This window comes from Aeromicrobium wangtongii (assembly GCF_024584515.1).
GTDB lineage: Bacteria > Actinomycetota > Actinomycetes > Propionibacteriales > Nocardioidaceae > Aeromicrobium > Aeromicrobium wangtongii.
Genome location: NZ_CP102173.1, coordinates 2533270 through 2550211, shown reverse-complemented (window position 1 = coordinate 2550211; position 16942 = coordinate 2533270). Strand labels below are relative to the sequence as shown.

The following is a 16942-nucleotide window of genomic DNA, read 5'->3' as shown; positions in this document are numbered from 1 at the left end:
GTCGTGTCGGATCGGCTAACGACGGCGCACAGCGGCCAGGGCGAGGGCGGGCGGAGTGGCGTTGTAGCTGTCATCGTGCACCTCGGTACCCGGCGCCACCACCGCGTCGATGCGGTCAAGGACGTCATCACCCAGCACGACGTCGGCGGCGGTGAGGAGGCCGTCCAGCTGGTCCTGCGTCCGGGGCCCAATGATGGCCGCCGTGACGGCCGGATGCGAGGTGACGAAGGCGATCGCCAACTGCGGCATCGTCAGGTCCGCGTCGGCGGCGATTCTCTCGAGCTCCTCGACTGCACGCACCCGTCTCCGACCGGCTTCGCTCTCCGGGTCGTGGAGCTCGACCCGGCCCTGCGCGCGATGGCTGGGCTCGGTGCGCGACCGTCCGGACAGCCAGCCGCTGTGCAGCGGACTGTACGTCATGACCCCCATCCCATACTGCCGAGCGACCGGGAACACCGACCGCTCCGGCGTCCGCCCGAGGATCGAGTACTGGGGCTGTTCGCTGAGGAAACGGTGCGTACCCGTGCGCTGCGCGATCCACTGCGCCTCGACGATCTTCTCTGCAGGAAAGGTGGACGCCCCGACAGCCAGAACCTTGCCCGCGCGGATCAGGTCATCGAGTGCCGCCAGGGTCTCGCCCAGGTCAGTGGTCCAGTCGAAGCGGTGCAGCTGATACAGGTCGATCCGATCGGTGCGGAGCCGCCGAAGGCTGTTCTCGACCGCTTGCACGATCCAGCGCCGCGACGCGCCGGCACTGTTGGGGTCCTCACTCAACGGCAGCCCGAACTTGGTTGCCAGCACCACCTCGTCACGGCGCGATGCGATCGCCGCGCCGACGATCTCCTCCGACTCGCCCTGCGAATACACGTCCGCCGTATCTACCAGGTTGATGCCCGCGTCCAGTGCGCGATTGATGATCCGAGCGCTGTCATCGCGGTCCGTGTTACCCATCGCGCCGAACATCATCGTGCCGAGCGCCAGCTCGCTCACCGACCACCCCGTCGCACCATACACACGCCGTCTCATCGAGTCCTCCTCCAAAAACTGATGTCTCCATGCCATCAGCACGGAGCAGGCGGCGACAACCAAGATCGTGGCGGAAAGCTGCACGATCCTGCCGGATTCGACAGATTCCGGAACCACGTGAGCAGCAGACCGGACGCTTCCGCATCGTTGACACCGCGCGCCTGCACTCGTTCCATATGCCTATGGAACGAGTGCAGGAGCTGCGGGAGCTGATCCTGCGCAGCGCCGGGGGCGCGATCCGACGGGAACTAGCGGAAGGTGTCCGCGTCGGCGTCGTCGAGCGGGGCTCCCGACCGACTGCGACGATGACCAACCCGTCGATGACGCTGGTGGCGGGCGGACGGAAGCGAACCAGTGTGGGCGACCTCGACTTCATCTTCGGACCGGGCCAGTTCTTTGTCGCTTCGCTGGACCTTCCCGCTACGGGACACGTGGCCAACGCCAGTCCTGACGACCCGTTCGTCGTGTTCACTCTCGCCCTGCGTCCCGCAGTCATCGCCGGACTCCTGCTCGACACGGTGGACGTGGCGGAACCGCCTCAATTCGCGGGCATGGCGGTCGCGGAGGCGTCAGATGAGTTGATCGACGCCGTCTCACGGCTGGTACGGCTCGCGGACAATCCGGCCGACATGGCTGCCCTGAGCTCCCCCACCGAGCGAGAGATCGTCTGGCGTCTGCTCACCGGGCCCCTAGGCGGCGTGGTGGCCCCCATCGGCTCGGCCAATAGCAGCATCGCGCACATCTCCCGCGCCACGACCTGGATGCGGGAGCACCTCGCTGACCCAGCGCCGGTCGAAGTGCTGGCACGACTTGCCGGCATGAGTGTGTCCACGTTCCACCGTCACTTCCGTGCCGCGACCTCGATGACACCGATTCAGTGGCAGAAGGCGTTACGACTGCGGCAGGCCCGCATCCTGCTCGCAAGCGGCGACGCGACCGTCGCCGTCGTCGCATCTGCAGTCGGTTATGGGAGCATCTCGCAGTTCAGCCGAGAGTACCGGCGCACCTTCGGGCGAGCGCCGGGCCAGGACAGCGCCCGCCTGCGCGGGAACCGCTCCTCCGCGACCGGACCGTTGACGATGGATGCCCTCACCCTCTACCTGCTGGACCAGGTGGACGACGCCTAGGAAGAGGCGGACCGAGTCTTGACCGGACGGGCCAGCGGGTGGACCGTGGGAAGGCAGCTCGAGGAGGAGCCATGGCACACGGAGACATCACCCACATCGACATTCCGGTCAGCGACCTCGACCGCGGGGCCGCGTTCTACTCGGCACTGTTCGGCTGGCAGATCGCCGAGGTTCCCGGCTACGAGGGCTATCCGATGTGGCGGGCGCCCAACCAGATCTCCGGCGGAGGGCTGATGCTTCGCGACGGGAACGTGACGTCGCCGCGCTCGTACGTCGAGGTCGACTCCATCGACGACGTCCTCGCCACCGTCGAGGACCAGGGCGGCACCGTCGTAATGCCCAAGTCGTCGATCAGCGAGACAAGCTGGATGGCGACCTTCCAGGACCCCGACGGCAACGTGATCGGCGTCTACGAGGGAGCCACCGAGACGTGACCGCCCCGGTCACCTCCGGGTGGCCGAGAGGATCCAGGAGCCGGCGCCGAGCCGGATGCGGTCACCCGTGCGGTGCGGGGCCAAGGCCTGTGCGGTGGCCTGGACGGCGGCGGCCCTGACGGACGGCTCGACGACGGCCAGGCGCGTGCCGGTGGCCGGATTCTGCTCAAGCACGCGCTCGGCGAGCGCGTCGAGGTCGTCGGCGCCGTGCAGGATGGCCTCGTCGGGGCCCGGCACGATGACCACGTCGTCAAAACCCGCCTCGCGCAGCAGAGTCACGGTGCGGTCAGGATCGGCCAGCGAGAACGGGCCCGGGCCGTCCGGTGAAGGAGGTGACAGGTCCAGGTGAGCGGCCGCTGCCATCACCGGCAGCAGGATGAACGGATTGGCCCCAGGCGCGGCGAAGCACACGAACGACAGGCGGCCCCCCGGCACCAGCGCAGCGGCCAGGTGGGCGAACGCCGCTGGCGGATCGGTGAAGAACATGACGCCGAAGCGCGAGAAGACTGCGTCGAACGTGCTGTCGCCGAGATCGGCCATCTGCGCATCGGCCTCGAACAGGTGGACGTTGCGCAGACCCCGGGCGTCGGCGCGGCGACGCGCCTCGGTCAGCATCGGGGCAGAGATGTCAACGCCGACGACCTCACCGCCGCCCACCATGGCCGAGAGCTGGAGCGTCGTCGTCCCGACCCCGCAGCCGATGTCGAGGATGCGCTCCCCATCGGCCGGGGCCAGCACCTCGACGGCGGCCTGGCCGAAGGGGGCGAGCGTCGCGTCGAACTGGTCGACGTGGCGGACCCACGCGTCACCGACGGCGTGGTTCCACATCTCGACCTGATCGTCGACCATCTCGACACAGTACTGCGATGAGGCCGAGAAGTCCCGTCCTCGTCAGGTCAGGTGACATGCCGGATACGTCCTGTCTTCGCAGTAAAAAAGTGTCAGTGGGGTCCTCTAGGTTTGAGGTATGGCCACCACGACAGCACCGACGGCGCAGTCGCTGTCACATGCGATCCGGTGGCAGGCGATGGCCGAGGCAAGCACCGTTCAGGCGATGATCGACTACCGCGACGCCGAGATGGCGCGCACCGCGCTGATCGAGTCGTCGTTGCGGCGCAAGATCGAACGATCCGCGATCGCGTTGACCATCGGTGAGGCGACCGGGATGTCCGAGGCGCAGGTCCAGCTGCGGCTCTCGATCGCCGACCGAGTCCGCGCCAAGACCCCGCAGGTGTGGGACGCATTCATCGACGGACTGATCGACTTCTCAAGGGTTCGGGACATCAGCATGGCCATCGAGAAGCTGCGCCGTGACGAGTCCATCGCGCGGCTCGAGGACCGGGTCCTGGCATACGCGGCCGATCACACCGGAGCCGAGCTGCGGCAGTGGTTGCGCCGGTTCGTGCAGCGGGTCGAGGCCGACCTGGCCATCGAGCGCGCTGAGGCCGAACGCCGCGAGCGACACGTGTCAGTGACCCACGGGGACGACGCGATGGCGTGGTTGAACGCCTACCTGCCCTCGCACCTGGCCGCGGCCATCGAGGCGCGCCTCCGCCAAGAGGCCCGCAAGCCCGCTGATCCCGAGGATGACCGCACCGTGGCCCAGCGTGAAGCCGACCTGCTGGTCGCCTGGTGCACCAGCTCCGAGGCCGCCACCTCGGCAGTCGATGCGAACATCGCCGTCACCGTCGCCGCCGACGTCCTCGCGGGTGCCGCATTTGGGTTCGCCGAGTCCACCGACGGCCGCTGGGCTGTTCCCGCCTCGTGGATCGCCGACGTGGCCGCCACCGGCAGCACCTTCTGGCACCGCATCGTGGTCGACCCCGTCAAGGACGACGTCCTCTCCCACGAATACTTGGGCCGGTTCGCTTCCGACACCCTCGCGGTGGCGTTGCAGTTCCTGCACGGGGTCTGCCAAGCACCCGGCTGCATGGTCCCCGCTGAACGGTGCGACCTCGACCACCGGATACCCCACCCGCACGGTCCGACCAGCGGCGACAACATGGGTCCGCTCTGCCGAAGACACCACAACCTCAAGGGCCACGGCGTATTGCACTGGTCCACCAGCCCACCCAGACCCCCGTCCAAACCCCTCATCATGGAGATCTACCAACCAGCGCCGGACATCGTCATGGAGTACGTGCCTGCCTGACCGAGCCCGCGCTGAGGGCGGCCCGCGCGATCTGCTGGAGCAGAGCCGCCGTGGCAGGGACGGTCTCACCGCCGGGGCGATGGGCGACGCCGACATGGCGCCGCCCGAGGGAACGCATCGGGATGACGCGGACGTCCGGGTGCCGGTAGGGCGACAACGCCGAGTCCGGCAGGACCGTGACGCCGAGCCCTCGAGCCACCAGGTTCTGGACGACCACGTAGTCGTCGGTGGTGTGCCGAATGGCCGGGGTGAACCCGGCCTGCGTGCAGATGTCGATCAGATGGGTGCGACAGCGCACGCAGCCGGCGATCCAGTCGGCGTCCTCGAATGCAGCGAGGCCGCGGCGACCAGGAGCCCGGCTGCCCGGTGGCAGGACCAGGTGCACGGGCTCGTCGAGCAGTCGGCGCCACACGAGAGGCCCCAGATCGGCAGGCGGGCCGTCGTACCCGAACACCAGGGCGAGGTCGGCGTCGCCCGCCGCGACCGCGGCGAGCGCCTCGGGCGGCTCGGCCTCATGGAGCTCCACCTCGATCTCGGGGTGCTCATCGGCCAGCGCTCCGAGTGCCTCGGGTACCAGTGTCGCGGCCGCCGTGGGAAAGGACACCAGCCGCACCCTTCCTGCCTCCAGCTGGGTCAGCGCCGCCAGCTCCTCCGCAGCCGCGTGCAGCTCGGCCGCGACGACGTGGGCGCGGCGAAGGAGCGCAGCGCCCGCCTCGGTGAGGGTGACCCCACCGGGACCGCGCAGCAGCAACGGGCCTCCTGCCTCGCGCTCGAGGCGGGCCAGGTGCTGGCTCACGGCCGGTTGGGTCCAGCCCAGTGCGCGGGCTGCACCGCTGATCGAACCAGCCTTGGCGATCTCACGAAAGATGAGCGTCCGCCGGGCGTCGATGGCCATAGGCACAGGTTATGCCTCGTCCTACGGATCCGGGGATTCCTTGGTGCTTCGCTCCGGCGCAGACTGGGCCTCATGAAGACAATCGGACTCGTCGGCGGCATGTCCTGGCACTCCACCGCCACCTACTACCGAATCCTCAACGAGCAGGTGGCTGCCCGCCGCGGCGGCCACGCCTCGGCCCGCATATCGCTCCAGTCGCTCGACTTCGCCGAGATTCGGGACTGCCAGATACGCGGTGACTGGATCCGCTCGGGCGAGCTGATCGCCGACGCGGCCCGCCGCTGCGAGGCCGGTGGAGCTGACCTGGTGGCGCTCTGCACCAACCTGATGCACACGAACTTCGGCGCCTTCGAGGACGCGGTCACCGTGCCTGCCGTCCACATCGCCGACGCCGTGGCAGCCGTCGCGCAGGCCAACGGCTGGCGCACGGTCAGCCTCATCGGCACGCGCGGAGTGATGGAGGGCCCGTTCTACACCGAGCGGCTCGCCGGCCACGGCATCGACGTCATCGTGCCCGACGAGACCGGTCGCGAGCTCCTCGACCGCGTCATCTTCGACGAGCTCACCCAAGGCGTCATCCGCGAGGAGTCGAGGGCGGCGTATCTCAATGTCATCTGCGACCAGCGGGCCCGCGGCGCCGAGGCTGTCGTGCTGGCCTGCACCGAGATCGGCCTTCTCGTCAGGCCCGGAGACGCACCCCTACCCATGATCGACACGGTGGAAGCGCACGCCCAGCTGCTCGTCGAGCTCGCCCTCGAAGAGGCCTCCGTCAGCTGATGGGATGAGCTCAGACGAACTGGCGTTCGACATCCTCTGTGCGGCGAGGCGCCACGAGCGACACGGACTGGGTGACCTTGGCGCACAACCGTCCTGAGGCGTCGGAGATCTCGACCTCGACGATCACCCGAGATCGCGTGACCTGAAGCGGCCGCGAGACGGCTGTGGCGTCGCCATGGACTGGACGCATGAATCGCGCCGTGGAATCGGCCGTGGCCGGCAGGGTGCCTGGCGGCGCGTTCAGCACGGCGCACACGGCGGCACTCACGTCTGCAAGACCCAGCAGGGCGCCGCCGTGCAACGAACCGCCAGTCGTCGACAGGGCGGGTACGAACGCGAGCCCGGTCCGCAGCTCGGACGCGTCCAAACTGTCGAAGGTGACGCCCAGCGTCCGGGCATACGGCGCCAAGGCATAGACGTCTTCAGCGGTGATGGTCATGGTGCTCCTCTGGGTCGGTGGGGGAGGCCAGCCACCGCGGTTGGTAGACTGACTAGTCACTCCACCAACTTAGTGCACGATCTGTGAGAACTCGAGTCCGTGGTCAGTCCAGCGCTACCCGCACCGCCACGGGGCCGGATGCGGCGATGACCTCGTCCGGCGTCAGGCCGGGCGCGACCTCGCGCAGGACGAACTCGCCGGCCTCGACGTCGACGACGCCCAGGTTGGTGATGACGCGGTGGACGACGCCGCGGCCGGTGAGCGGCAGCGAGCAGGTCTCGACGAGCTTGGACGCACCGGAGCGGTCGTTGTGCTCCATCAGGACGATGACCTTGCGCGCGCCGTGAACCAGGTCCATCGCGCCACCCATGCCCTTGACCATCTTGCCCGGGACCATCCAGTTGGCCAGGTCGCCGTTCGCCGACACCTGCATCCCGCCCAGCACGGCGGCGTCGATGTGCCCGCCGCGGATCATGCCGAACGACAGCGCGGAGTCGAAGAAGGCGGCGCCCGGGCGGACCGTGACCGTCTCCTTGCCGGCGTTGATCAGGTCGGGGTCGACGTGCTCGTCATCGGGGTACGGGCCGGTGCCCAGGATGCCGTTCTCGGAGTGCAGGGTGACGCGCACGCCCTGGGGCAGGTAGCCGGGGATCAGCGTCGGCAGGCCGATGCCCAGGTTGACGTACTCGCCGTCGGAGAGCTCCAGGGCGGCGCGAGCGGCCATCTGGTGGCGGCTCCATCCGGGCGCGGTGGTGGGCGTGCTGGTCATGACTGGGCCTCCCGAACGGTCCGCTTCTCGATGCGCTTGTCCTGCGGGCCGGTGTGCACGATGCGCTGCACGAAGATGCCCGGCAGGTGCACCGAGGCCGGGTCGAGGTCGCCGGGCTCGACGAGCTCCTCGACCTGGACGATGGTCACCGCGCCGCACATCGCGACGAGGCTGTTGAAGTTGAGCGCGGCCTTGTTGAAGACCAGATTGCCCTCGGTGTCGCCGACCGCGGCGTGGACCAGGGCGAAGTCGGCCTTGATCGACTGCTCCAGGACGTACTCGGTGCCGTCGAACTCGCGGGTCTCCTTGGGCGGCGAGGCGATCGCAATCGAACCGTCGGCGGCATAGCGCCACGGCATGCCGCCTTCGCTGACCGGCGTGCCGACGCCCGCCGGTGTGTAGAAGGCCGGGATGCCGACGCCGCCGGCGCGCAGCCGCTCGGCCAGCGTGCCCTGCGGGGTCAGTTCGACCTCGAGCTCACCGGCGAGGTACTGGCGGGCGAACTCCTTGTTCTCACCGACGTACGACGCCGTGACGCGGCGGATGCGGCCGGCGCCCAGCAGGATGCCCAGGCCGAAGTCGTCGACGCCGCAGTTGTTGGAGAACACCTCCAGATCGGTGACGCCGCGCGCGTCCAGACCCGCGATCAGCTGATCGGGGATCCCGCACAGCCCGAAGCCGCCCACCGCGAGGGTTGCCCCGTCCGGGATGTCGGCAACGGCGCTGCCGACGTCGTCATGGACCTTGTGGTGGCTCATGGGTCTCCTTCTGCGTCTGTGGGACGTCGTGACGCGGACGCCTGGCGACAGTCAACGAGCAGCTGGGCCACGGGTCAAGGACTCCGGAGCGCCGGGGCACGAGTTGGTCGCAGATCGGACGATGATGCCCATCGCGTTCACTGGATGGACGCTAGGATGACCGCGTGGCGAGCGATGACGAGCGGTCCGGTGTGGTGCAGCGGGTCGGTGCCGTGCTGCGGGGCCTCGGCTCCTTCGAGCCCGGGGGAGCCTCCACCACCGGCCTGGCCCGCGACGTCGGCCTGGCCCGCGCGACCACCCACCGGCTGCTGACCTCCCTGCAGGTCGAGGGTCTCGTCGATCGCGACCGGACGTCCGGCCGCTGGCACCTGGGCGCCGAGATGTACCTGCTCGGCAATGCCGCGGCGGCCCGCTACGACATCAGCGACGCTGCCCGCCGGGTCGTCCACCAGCTGGCCGAGACGACGGGGGAGAGCGCCTTCCTGTCCGCGGTCCGCGGAGACGACACGGTGTGCCTGTTGCGCGAGGACGGCAGCTTCCCGCTGCGATCGCACGTCCTGCACGAGGGCATCCGGTTCCCGCTGGGCGTTGCCTCGGCAGGGCTGGCGATCCTGTCGATGATGACCGACCGCGAGGTGGGCGACTACCTGACCCGCGTCGACCTGACCGGCGAGTGGGGGCCGGCGCACGGTGCCGCCGCACTGCGCGAACGCATCGCGCAGACGCGGCTGGACGGGTTCGCGACCAATCCCGGCCTGGTCGTCGAGGGCAGCTGGGGCCTGGGCGCCGCGGTGTTCGACGGGCACGGCCGGCCGGCTTGGGCGTTGAGCCTCACGGGGGTCGAGACCAGGTTCTCGCCCGAGCGCCGCCCGCAGCTGGGCCGCCTGCTGCTGGAGGCGGCCCATCGACTGTCGACCGCTGTGTCCAGCCAGTGATCACTGCCCGTGCGCGGCGGCGGGTGGGTCGCTGATGTGGTGCAGCAGCTGGTGCGCGGCCTCCTGGACGAGCGTCCAGCGGCGGTAGCGGCCCTCGCGGCGGACCGAGACCACGCCGGCGTGGTGCAGGGTGCGCAGTGCCTGCGTCACGGTGTTGGTGGGCAGGGCGGTCGCCTCCGCCAGCTCGAACACGGCGGAGTCGGGGCGGTCGTGGATCGCGAGCAGGATCTTCATCCTGGTCGGGTCGGAGAGCAGGCCGAACGTGCCGACCCAGTCGAGGGGCTCGCCGGGGGCGGGCGTCACGGGCGGGGACGGCGGGTCCTGCTGATCTGCGTTCGACATGCTGAGCTCCCTTCGTGGTCTCGGCGGACTCTACCGGCGATTCCGATGGACATGTGTCCATCTGATCAGATATAAACCTATATGATCTATCCGGCGGACGGCAGTCTAGTTCCCTGACCTCGAGGTGTGTGCACATGACGTCCACCCGTTCGGCCCTGGCCTTGTGTGGCGTCGTCAGCATCCTTGCCCTGGCTGCGTGCGGGGGTGGTTCCGGCAGCGGGTCGGACGCGGAGGAGAAGATCACGCTGCTCACCGCAGCGATGCCCGAGACGCTGAACCCGATCGCCGGGTACGGGAACACCGGCAAGGGCAAGATCAACGAGGGTCTGCTGACCCTGAGCGGCGGCGCCGACGAGCTGCCGGAGCTGGTGCCCAATCTCGCGGCAGCGCCGCCGGAGGTCTCGGCGGACGCCACCTCCTGGACCGTCGCGATCCAGCCGGACGTGACCTTCTCGGACGGCTCGGCGCTGGACGCCGGCGATGTCGTCTCGACCTACGAGGCGATCATGGACGAGGCGACGGCATCGCCCATCGCGGGCGACCTGGTCAACCTGCGGTCCGTCGAGGCCGTCGACGAGACCACCGTCCGCTTCACGCTCAAGCAGCCGCAGGTCTCGTTCAAGACGCTGCTGTTGATCGGTATCGCTCCCTCGGAGACCATCACCGCGGCCCAGAAGGTCGAGGAGTCGGTCCTCAACCAGGAGCCGATCGGGACCGGCCCGTACGTCGTGGACTCGTTCACGCCCGAGCGACTGGTCCTGACGCCGAACCAGCGGTACCGCAAGAAGGCTCCGCAGGTCGAGAAGGTCGTGTATCTCCTGGCCGCCGACGACAACACGCGGGTGCAGCGCATGACGGCCGGTGAGTTCGACGGCACGGTCCTGCCGCCGCGCCTGGCCGAGACGTTCGCCGATCGCGACGGATTCGACGTCGTGGGGTCCAAGACCGCCGACTGGCGCGGGCTGTCGCTGCCGCCGGACAACCCGTTCACGTCCGATCCGGCCGCGCGCATGGCCCTCAACATCGGCATCGACCGGGACGAGATCATCACAGGCGTGCTGGCCGGCCGCGGGCGCGCGGCGTCGGGGTTCATTCCGCCCGAGTACGGCGAGTACTACGACCCCACTGCAGTCTTCGACTTCGACCGGGATCGGGCCAACCAGATGCTCGAGGACGCCGGCTGGGTGCGCGGCAAGGACGGCATCCGCACCCGCGGTGGCGAGCGCGCCGCGTTCACGCTGATGTACCGCCCCTCGGACCTGCTGCGCCGCGATCTCTCGGCGGCCTTCGCCTCCCAGGTGCTCGAGCTCGGCGTGGACGTCACGCTCCAGGGCGTCGACTTCGCGCAGGCCGAGCCGCGCATCGCCACCGACGCGATCCTGCTCGGCGGCGGAGACACCCCGTACGACGTCGACTCGCAGGTGTTCAAGATGCTGCACTCGTCCTACCCGGAGGCCGGCAGCTTCTACGACAACCCGAGCATGTTCGCCGATCCGGAGATGGACCGGCAGCTGGAGGCCGGGCGGACGTCCCTGGACGAGCACAGCCGTGTTGCTGCCTACCGCAAGGTCCAGGACCTGTACGTCCGGTCGCCCTCGATGGTCGTCCTGGCGTTCGTCGACCACATGTACGTCCAGAAGACGTCGGTGGCGAAGGCCTGGGACGGCACGTCCACCCTGCTGGAGCCGCACGAGCACGGAACGGCATGGGGGCCGTGGGTCGACATCGATCTGTGGACGGCCAGGGACCGATGACCACGACCACGAGCCTCGCGGCGCCGGTGCGCCCGCGCCGGCGGCGCCGCGCCCTGTCGGCGCGGCTGGTCCGCGCGCGGCTGCTGGCCGCCGCCCCGATCACGGTCGTGGTCTCGATGGTGACCTTCTGGCTGGCCTCGCTCTCGCCCTTCGACCCGCTGGCCGCCTACCTGGGCTCGCGGTTCGAGAAGACCAGCGGCGCGCAGCGCAAGATCCTGGCCGAGCAGCTGGGGGTGGACGACTCCTGGATCGCGGTGTGGGGACGGTGGGCGGGGGACGTGCTGCTGCACTGGGACTGGGGGCAGTCCCGGTCCATGTCCCGTCCCGTGTCCGAGGTCCTCGCCGAGCGGCTTCCGTACACCCTGCTGCTGGCCGGGACCGGCCTGCTGATCGCGGTGGTGCTGTCGCTGCTGCTGGGCGTCCGCGCGGCGTGGCGCCCCGGTTCGTGGACCGACCGGTTCGCGACCGGCCTGGCGTACTCGATGCAGGGGATCCCGCCGTTCGTGGTGGGACTGCTGGCCATCAGCGTGTTCTCGATCGGAATGGGGCTGCCGGCCGGGGGAGTGGCGAACGGCGGGGCCGATCCCACGGCGACCTCGATCGCGACGCACCTGATCCTCCCGGCGTCGGTGCTGGGTCTGTCGCAGGTGCCGTGGCTGCTGCTCAACGTCCGCTCGTCGGTGATCGCCGCGCTGGCCGAGGACCACGTCACGGCGGCACGCAGCCGGGGACTGCCCGATCGCACCGTGGTGTGGAAGCACGCCCTGCCGGCGGCGCTGCTGCCGTTCGTCACGGTGATCGGGGTGCGGCTGCCGGAGCTGGTGTCGGGCGCCCTGCTGGTCGAGACCGTCTTCAGCTGGCCCGGCCTGGCCTCGGCCACGGTCGGCGCGGCGGTCGACGGTGACTTCCCGCTGCTGGCCGCCGTCACGACCGTGACCTGCCTGGTCGTGCTGATCGGCTCGGCGCTGGCCGATGCGGTGTACCTGTTGGTGGACCCGAGGATCGACGATGTCTGAGAAGCCGGCGATGGTGCCGCCCCCCGCACCGCAGCAGTGGCGCTCCGCGCAGGCGTGGCCCCCCCGCCGCAGCACGGGCCGCGTCCGCTCGGGCCGGGCCACGATGATCGTCTGCAGCGCGGTGCTGGTGGCAGTGGGCCTGTACGCGCTCGTCGTGCCGCTGATGTCGACGGTCGATCCGCGCGTCGTCGACCTGGACGCCTACCTGCAGCCGCCCACGGCCGACCACCTGATGGGCACCGATCTGCTCGGGCGCGACCTGCTGGTCCGCTGCGCCCAGGGCATCCGGGTCTCCCTGATGATCGCGGCGCTGGCCGCCATCGTGTCGACGGTCATCGGCGCCGTCATCGGCTCGGTCTCGGCGGCACTGGGCGGGTGGACCGACCGGGTGGTGATGCGCCTCGTGGATGCGACCAATGCGCTGCCCCACCTGCTGCTGGGCGTCGTGATCGTCTCGCTGTGGCGGGGGCAGTGGTGGGCGATCATCGCCTCGATCGGCCTGACCCACTGGACGCAGGTCGCGCGCATCGTGCGGTCGGAGCTGCTGTCGGTGCGCACCCGCGAGCACGTCGTGGCCTCGGTGGCCGCGGGGGCCTCGCGGGTGCAGGTGTGGTGCACGCACCTGCTGCCCGTCGTCGTCCCGCAGGCGCTGATCGCGGTCGTCCTGCTGCTCCCGCACGCCATTTGGCACGAGAGCGCACTGTCCTTCCTGGGCGTCGGGCTCCAGCCCAACGACCCGTCGCTGGGCACCCTGCTGCAGGACGCCCGCTCGGGGATCATGGCCGGCGGCTGGTGGCTGCTGGCGTTCCCGGCCGCCCTGCTGACCGGCACCTGCCTGGCGATCGCCGGCATCGGTGGCCGTCTCGCTCGCGCTGCGCTGCCCAAGAGCTCGATCGAGGAACGGATGACCCGATGACGACCACCACGGCCATGCCCACGACCATGCTCGGCTCGGTCCGTCTCGACGAGGTGTCGATCCGGATCGGCCTGCCCGGCTCGCCCCGACGGTGGGTCCACGCGGCCGAGCGGGTGAGCCTGGACCTGGTCCCGGGGCGGGTCACGGCGGTCGTCGGCGAGTCGGGGTGCGGGAAGTCCGTCCTGGCGCTGGCCCTGATGGGCCTGCTGCCCGCCGGAACCATCACGGCCGGATCGATCCACTACGGGGACGTCGACCTGCTGACCGCCTCGGAGCGCGTCCTGCAGGGGATCCGCGGCGGGGGACTGGGGCTGATCCCTCAGTCGGCCGCGACCCACCTCAACCCCGTGCGGACCGTCGGGTCGACGATGGCCGAGGCGCTCGCCGCCCACGGCCGGCCCACCGGAGCGGACGGCGTCCGGGCGCTGCTCGACGAGCTCGCCCTGCCGGCCGGGACGATCGACCGCTATCCGCACGAGCTCTCGGGCGGGATGGCCCAGCGTGTCCTCGTGGCGATGACGCTTGCGCTGCGCCCGGCGGTGGTCGTCGCCGACGAGCCGACGTCCGCGCTGGATCCGGGGACCGCCCGGCTCGTGCTGGCCGCCCTGCGCAACCACGCCGATGCCGGCCACGCGGTCATGCTGATCACCCACGACCTGGTCGCGGCGCGCGAGGTCGCCGACACCGTCGCGGTGATGTACGCCGGCCGCCTGATGGAGATCGGTCCGGTCGACCCGGTGCTCGTCCGGCCCCGGCACGGATACTCGCGGGCGCTGCTGGACGCCCTGCCCGAGAACGGGATGACCCCTGCGCCCGGTCTGCCGTCGTCCCTGGTCGATCCCGACCCGAGCGTCTGCGCGTGGCACACGCGGGTGGGCGTCCCGTGCGTCCCGGCCGGCCGCGTCGACGACGACCACTGGCTCGCCTGCGTGCCCGCGGGGTGGTCGTGATGCTGCGACTGGACGCCGTGAGCCATCGGTATCCCGGCAGTGACGTCGATGCGCTGGAGGAGCTGTCCCTCCAGGTGCCCGGGGGCACCGCGATGGGGCTGTTCGCCCCGTCGGGCTCGGGCAAGACGACGCTGATGCGCATCGCCTCCTTGTCGCTGAGGCCGACCGGCGGGGCAGTCACGGTGGCCGGGCACCCCGTGTCGGGTGTCCGGTATGCGGTGCCGCGGTCGATCCGCCGGACCATGGGTACCGTCGGCCAGTCCCCGCGCGCCGCAACCAGTCCACGGCTGAGCCTGCGGCGCATCATCGCCGAACCCCTGTCGTTCGCCGACGGTCGGCGCACCCCGCATGCCTCGGCGTACACCGAGCGGATCGCCGAGCTCGCCGATCTCGTCCAGCTCTCGCCGGACCTGCTCGACCGGCTGCCGCACCAGGTCTCCGACGGCCAGCTCCAGCGGGCGTGCCTGGCCCGGGCGCTCGCCCTGGACCCGAAGGTGCTGCTGTGTGACGAACCCACCGCCATGCTCGACGCGTCGACCACCGCGGTGATCATGCGCGTCATCGCCGGCCGCGCCGAGCGGGGAGCGGCGGTGCTCGTGGCATCGCACGATCACGCAGTGCTCGGCGCCAGCTGCCACGTGCTGCGTCCCCTGGGCGGAACCGAATAACCGCCTTTCGACCGGGACGGCCATATATGATGTACACATGGCCTTCAGCACGATCACCTCACTCGACGTCCCATCCGCCCAGAAGCACAGCCAGGAGCTCCTGGCCCGCCTGCTCGAGAGCTCCAGTGACACCTACGTCACGGGCCCGACCGGCACCGGATCGGGGGAGCGGGTGCTGGTCCTCGGTGGAACGGGCTACATCGGCCGCGCGCTGGTGCCCGAGCTCGCCCGCCGCGGCTACCAACCGGTGGTCCTGGCCCGCAGCGCCTCGGTCGCGACCGAGGCGGAGTTCGCCGACGCCGAGGTCGTGGTCGGCGACCCGACCCGTCCCGGTGACGTCGTCAAGGCCATCTCGGCCGGCCCGACGCCGGTGGTCATCTCGCTGCTCAGCGGCCGTCGCCCCAATGACGCCGAGGAGTGCCGGCTGGTCGACCACGAGGCCGTCGTCAACGGCATCCGCGCCGCCGTCGACCACCGCGTGCAGCAGTTCATCCACATCAGCGACTTCGGCGCCTACCGGCCCGAGCTGATCCCGCAGGTCTACAAGCTCCAGGTCGAGGGCGAGCTCATCGGTCAGCACCACGGCCCGCTGCCGTGGACGATCATCCGTCCGACGGCGTACTACCCGTACCTGTCGATGACCTTCGGCGACGTCAAGAACGGCGAGCCCTACCGCATCTTCGACCACGGCGAGTACAGCGTCGTCAACCCGATCGCGCGCGAGGACCTCGCCGAGTTCATCACCAACCAGGTGCTCTCGCCGGACGCGCTGGGTCGGGTGCTGCCCGTCGGCGGGCCGTGGGTGGCCGACAACGCCGTCACGCTCAAGGGCGCCGGACAGATGATGTTCGACATCACCGGTCGCGAGCCCAACTGGGACGTCGTCCCGATGGCCACGTGGGACAAGAAGATCGCCCGCCTGACCCGTCTGGGCAAGGTCAGCAAGAACCTCAAGCCCGTCGCGTACTACCTCGAGGCCGCGAAGTACTGGTCGGTCGTGGACCACGTCGCCCCCGCGTACGGCACGCGGACGCTGCGCGGCTTCATGGACAAGCTCAAGGACCGCGACTTCCCGACCGGCAGCTTCCGCGAGCGGATGAAGAGCGGCACCAACGTGATGCCCACCGACATCTGAGCCCTGCGCAAACAGATCGGCCACCGTCCCCGAGTGGGGCGGTGGCCGATCTGTTGTGGTTTGCGGTCAGAACGCCGTCGAGCCCGGCTTGATGACGCCGAGGATCGCAGCGATCAGGACCATGGCCCAGATGCCGTAGACCCACGGCTCGCTGCGCCGGATCGAGCCGGTGATGCCGTCCTCGACCTCCGGGGTCGAGCCGGTGGTCATCAGGGCGCCGAAGGCCGGACCGAATGGACGCAGTGCACGCCGGATCATGACGCCGCAGAAGATGCACAGCCCGTAGGCCAGCAGCTTGCCGCCCAGCCACTTGGGGTTGGTGTCCACCCCGAACGGCTCGGACGCGATCAGCGTGTACAGCGCGAAGCCGACGAGAACCGCCGAGATCACGTAGCGCACCCACAGATCGGCGGTGTGCCACACGTGCGTCGCCCGCTGGCCGCCGGTGCCGCGGGCCTCGAACAGCGACACGAGCGCCCACGCGAGTGTTCCCACCCACGCCAGGGCCAGCATCCAGCCGGTCATGAAGAACTCGTCGCCCAGGGGCCCGTAGTACATGAGCGTCAGGCCGCTGGCCCCGAACAGGATCAGCGAGAACCGGGGCGCCATGTCGCAGCCCACCATGATCTTGGCCGCGATGGCCCGGGTCTCGGGCTGCAGCTCGGGCTTGATGATGAACCGGCTGGAGTAGTAGACGCCGAGATCACCACCGAGCCAGTACACGAACAGGACGATGTGCAAGATGATGGCCAGCGTCTGGCCGTTGAAGCCGTGCGCCGCCTCCACGGCGACGGCCGAGGAAGCCCCGGCCGCCGTCGCGGAGTCGATCAAGGGGGAGATGGCGGACAA

19 protein-coding genes are annotated in these 16942 nt (G+C 69.9%); 11 read left to right on the top strand and 8 right to left on the bottom strand.

Annotated features, from left to right (window positions below; all coding sequences use genetic code 11):
- Window positions 1-15: 15 nt before the first annotated feature.
- On the bottom strand, window positions 16-1026 hold the full coding sequence (locus tag NQV15_RS12530) for an aldo/keto reductase (protein ID WP_255670046.1): 1011 nt from the start codon (window positions 1024-1026) through the stop codon (window positions 16-18).
- 182 nt (window positions 1027-1208) lie between these two features.
- Between NQV15_RS12530 and NQV15_RS12525 the strand changes: the two genes are divergently transcribed.
- Together NQV15_RS12525 and NQV15_RS12520 are read left to right on the top strand one after the other, a co-directional pair.
- Window positions 1209-2153: an AraC family transcriptional regulator gene (locus tag NQV15_RS12525; RefSeq protein WP_232400213.1), complete on the top strand. Its 945-nt coding sequence runs from the start codon at window positions 1209-1211 to the stop codon at window positions 2151-2153.
- Window positions 2154-2224: 71 nt separating this feature from the next.
- On the top strand, window positions 2225-2587 hold the full coding sequence (locus NQV15_RS12520; RefSeq protein WP_232400212.1) for a VOC family protein: 363 nt from the start codon (window positions 2225-2227) through the stop codon (window positions 2585-2587).
- 9 nt (window positions 2588-2596) lie between these two features.
- Here NQV15_RS12520 and NQV15_RS12515 read toward each other — a convergent pair whose 3' ends face one another.
- On the bottom strand, window positions 2597-3436 hold the full coding sequence (locus tag NQV15_RS12515; RefSeq protein WP_232400211.1) for a class I SAM-dependent methyltransferase: 840 nt from the start codon (window positions 3434-3436) through the stop codon (window positions 2597-2599).
- 118 nt (window positions 3437-3554) lie between these two features.
- On the opposite strand from NQV15_RS12515, the gene NQV15_RS12510 reads away from it, so the two are divergent.
- Window positions 3555-4739 (top strand): HNH endonuclease signature motif containing protein, encoded by a 1185-nt coding sequence (locus tag NQV15_RS12510; protein ID WP_232400210.1) that lies wholly within the window; start codon window positions 3555-3557, stop codon window positions 4737-4739.
- On the opposite strand, the gene NQV15_RS12505 is transcribed toward NQV15_RS12510, so the two are convergent.
- Window positions 4717-5634, bottom strand: coding sequence for a LysR family transcriptional regulator (locus tag NQV15_RS12505; RefSeq protein ID WP_232400209.1), 918 nt, complete (start codon window positions 5632-5634; stop codon window positions 4717-4719). The genes NQV15_RS12510 and NQV15_RS12505 overlap by 23 nt on opposite strands.
- A 72-nt stretch (window positions 5635-5706) precedes the next feature.
- On the opposite strand from NQV15_RS12505, the gene NQV15_RS12500 reads away from it, so the two are divergent.
- Window positions 5707-6411 carry an aspartate/glutamate racemase family protein gene (locus tag NQV15_RS12500; RefSeq protein WP_232400208.1) on the top strand — a complete coding sequence of 235 codons (705 nt, stop codon included), beginning with the start codon at window positions 5707-5709 and terminating at the stop codon, window positions 6409-6411.
- Between the two features lie 10 nt (window positions 6412-6421).
- On the opposite strand, the gene NQV15_RS12495 is transcribed toward NQV15_RS12500, so the two are convergent.
- From NQV15_RS12495 to NQV15_RS12485, 3 genes are all read right to left on the bottom strand, one after another.
- Window positions 6422-6850 (bottom strand): PaaI family thioesterase, encoded by a 429-nt coding sequence (locus NQV15_RS12495; RefSeq protein ID WP_232400207.1) that lies wholly within the window; start codon window positions 6848-6850, stop codon window positions 6422-6424.
- A 103-nt stretch (window positions 6851-6953) separates the two neighbouring features.
- Window positions 6954-7619, bottom strand: a complete 666-nt coding sequence (locus NQV15_RS12490) for a 3-oxoacid CoA-transferase subunit B (RefSeq protein WP_232400206.1) — start codon at window positions 7617-7619, stop codon at window positions 6954-6956.
- Window positions 7616-8377 carry a CoA transferase subunit A gene (locus NQV15_RS12485; protein ID WP_232400205.1) on the bottom strand — a complete coding sequence of 254 codons (762 nt, stop codon included), beginning with the start codon at window positions 8375-8377 and terminating at the stop codon, window positions 7616-7618. Before NQV15_RS12485 ends, NQV15_RS12490 begins: the two co-directional genes overlap by 4 nt.
- 164 nt (window positions 8378-8541) lie before the next feature.
- Between NQV15_RS12485 and NQV15_RS12480 the strand changes: the two genes are divergently transcribed.
- Window positions 8542-9312, top strand: a complete 771-nt coding sequence (locus NQV15_RS12480) for an IclR family transcriptional regulator (RefSeq protein ID WP_232400204.1) — start codon at window positions 8542-8544, stop codon at window positions 9310-9312.
- On the opposite strand, the gene NQV15_RS12475 is transcribed toward NQV15_RS12480, so the two are convergent.
- A complete protein-coding gene (locus tag NQV15_RS12475; protein WP_232400203.1) occupies window positions 9313-9654 on the bottom strand; it encodes an ArsR/SmtB family transcription factor in 342 nt (113 codons plus the stop codon).
- A gap of 134 nt (window positions 9655-9788) precedes the next feature.
- Between NQV15_RS12475 and NQV15_RS12470 the strand changes: the two genes are divergently transcribed.
- From NQV15_RS12470 to NQV15_RS12445, 6 genes are read left to right on the top strand one after another with little or no spacing between them, the layout of a single operon-like run.
- On the top strand, window positions 9789-11408 hold the full coding sequence (locus NQV15_RS12470) for an ABC transporter substrate-binding protein (RefSeq protein ID WP_232400202.1): 1620 nt from the start codon (window positions 9789-9791) through the stop codon (window positions 11406-11408).
- Window positions 11405-12424: an ABC transporter permease gene (locus NQV15_RS12465; RefSeq protein WP_232400201.1), complete on the top strand. Its 1020-nt coding sequence runs from the start codon at window positions 11405-11407 to the stop codon at window positions 12422-12424. The genes NQV15_RS12470 and NQV15_RS12465 overlap by 4 nt, the downstream gene beginning before the upstream one ends.
- On the top strand, window positions 12417-13340 hold the full coding sequence (locus tag NQV15_RS12460; RefSeq protein ID WP_232400200.1) for an ABC transporter permease: 924 nt from the start codon (window positions 12417-12419) through the stop codon (window positions 13338-13340). The genes NQV15_RS12465 and NQV15_RS12460 overlap by 8 nt, the downstream gene beginning before the upstream one ends.
- Window positions 13337-14290: an ABC transporter ATP-binding protein gene (locus NQV15_RS12455; protein WP_232400199.1), complete on the top strand. Its 954-nt coding sequence runs from the start codon at window positions 13337-13339 to the stop codon at window positions 14288-14290. Before NQV15_RS12460 ends, NQV15_RS12455 begins: the two co-directional genes overlap by 4 nt.
- Window positions 14290-14958 carry an ABC transporter ATP-binding protein gene (locus tag NQV15_RS12450; RefSeq protein ID WP_232400384.1) on the top strand — a complete coding sequence of 223 codons (669 nt, stop codon included), beginning with the start codon at window positions 14290-14292 and terminating at the stop codon, window positions 14956-14958. Before NQV15_RS12455 ends, NQV15_RS12450 begins: the two co-directional genes overlap by 1 nt.
- Window positions 14959-14995: 37 nt before the next feature.
- Window positions 14996-16093: an NAD(P)H-binding protein gene (locus NQV15_RS12445; RefSeq protein ID WP_232400198.1), complete on the top strand. Its 1098-nt coding sequence runs from the start codon at window positions 14996-14998 to the stop codon at window positions 16091-16093.
- A gap of 66 nt (window positions 16094-16159) precedes the next feature.
- Here the strand turns inward: NQV15_RS12445 and NQV15_RS12440 are convergent, their stop codons facing one another.
- Window positions 16160-16942 carry a hypothetical protein gene (locus NQV15_RS12440; RefSeq protein WP_232400197.1) on the bottom strand — a complete coding sequence of 261 codons (783 nt, stop codon included), beginning with the start codon at window positions 16940-16942 and terminating at the stop codon, window positions 16160-16162.

Bases quoted from the DNA above. Each gene is read 5' to 3' on its own strand.
- NQV15_RS12530 (WP_255670046.1), bottom strand. From the start codon at position 1,026: ATGAGACGGCGTGTGTATGGTGCGACGGGGTGGTCGGTGAGCGAGCTG.
- NQV15_RS12525 (WP_232400213.1), top strand. From the start codon at position 1,209: ATGGAACGAGTGCAGGAGCTGCGGGAGCTGATCCTGCGCAGCGCCGGG.
- NQV15_RS12495 (WP_232400207.1), bottom strand. From the start codon at position 6,850: ATGACCATCACCGCTGAAGACGTCTATGCCTTGGCGCCGTATGCCCGG.
- NQV15_RS12460 (WP_232400200.1), top strand. From the start codon at position 12,417: ATGTCTGAGAAGCCGGCGATGGTGCCGCCCCCCGCACCGCAGCAGTGG.
- NQV15_RS12445 (WP_232400198.1), top strand. From the start codon at position 14,996: ATGGCCTTCAGCACGATCACCTCACTCGACGTCCCATCCGCCCAGAAG.
- NQV15_RS12475 (WP_232400203.1), bottom strand. From the start codon at position 9,654: ATGTCGAACGCAGATCAGCAGGACCCGCCGTCCCCGCCCGTGACGCCC.
- NQV15_RS12465 (WP_232400201.1), top strand. From the start codon at position 11,405: ATGACCACGACCACGAGCCTCGCGGCGCCGGTGCGCCCGCGCCGGCGG.
- NQV15_RS12455 (WP_232400199.1), top strand. From the start codon at position 13,337: ATGACGACCACCACGGCCATGCCCACGACCATGCTCGGCTCGGTCCGT.
- NQV15_RS12500 (WP_232400208.1), top strand. From the start codon at position 5,707: ATGAAGACAATCGGACTCGTCGGCGGCATGTCCTGGCACTCCACCGCC.
- NQV15_RS12515 (WP_232400211.1), bottom strand. From the start codon at position 3,436: ATGGTCGACGATCAGGTCGAGATGTGGAACCACGCCGTCGGTGACGCG.
- NQV15_RS12505 (WP_232400209.1), bottom strand. From the start codon at position 5,634: ATGGCCATCGACGCCCGGCGGACGCTCATCTTTCGTGAGATCGCCAAG.
- NQV15_RS12450 (WP_232400384.1), top strand. From the start codon at position 14,290: ATGCTGCGACTGGACGCCGTGAGCCATCGGTATCCCGGCAGTGACGTC.
- NQV15_RS12485 (WP_232400205.1), bottom strand. From the start codon at position 8,377: ATGAGCCACCACAAGGTCCATGACGACGTCGGCAGCGCCGTTGCCGAC.
- NQV15_RS12510 (WP_232400210.1), top strand. From the start codon at position 3,555: ATGGCCACCACGACAGCACCGACGGCGCAGTCGCTGTCACATGCGATC.
- NQV15_RS12490 (WP_232400206.1), bottom strand. From the start codon at position 7,619: ATGACCAGCACGCCCACCACCGCGCCCGGATGGAGCCGCCACCAGATG.
- NQV15_RS12470 (WP_232400202.1), top strand. From the start codon at position 9,789: ATGACGTCCACCCGTTCGGCCCTGGCCTTGTGTGGCGTCGTCAGCATC.
- NQV15_RS12520 (WP_232400212.1), top strand. From the start codon at position 2,225: ATGGCACACGGAGACATCACCCACATCGACATTCCGGTCAGCGACCTC.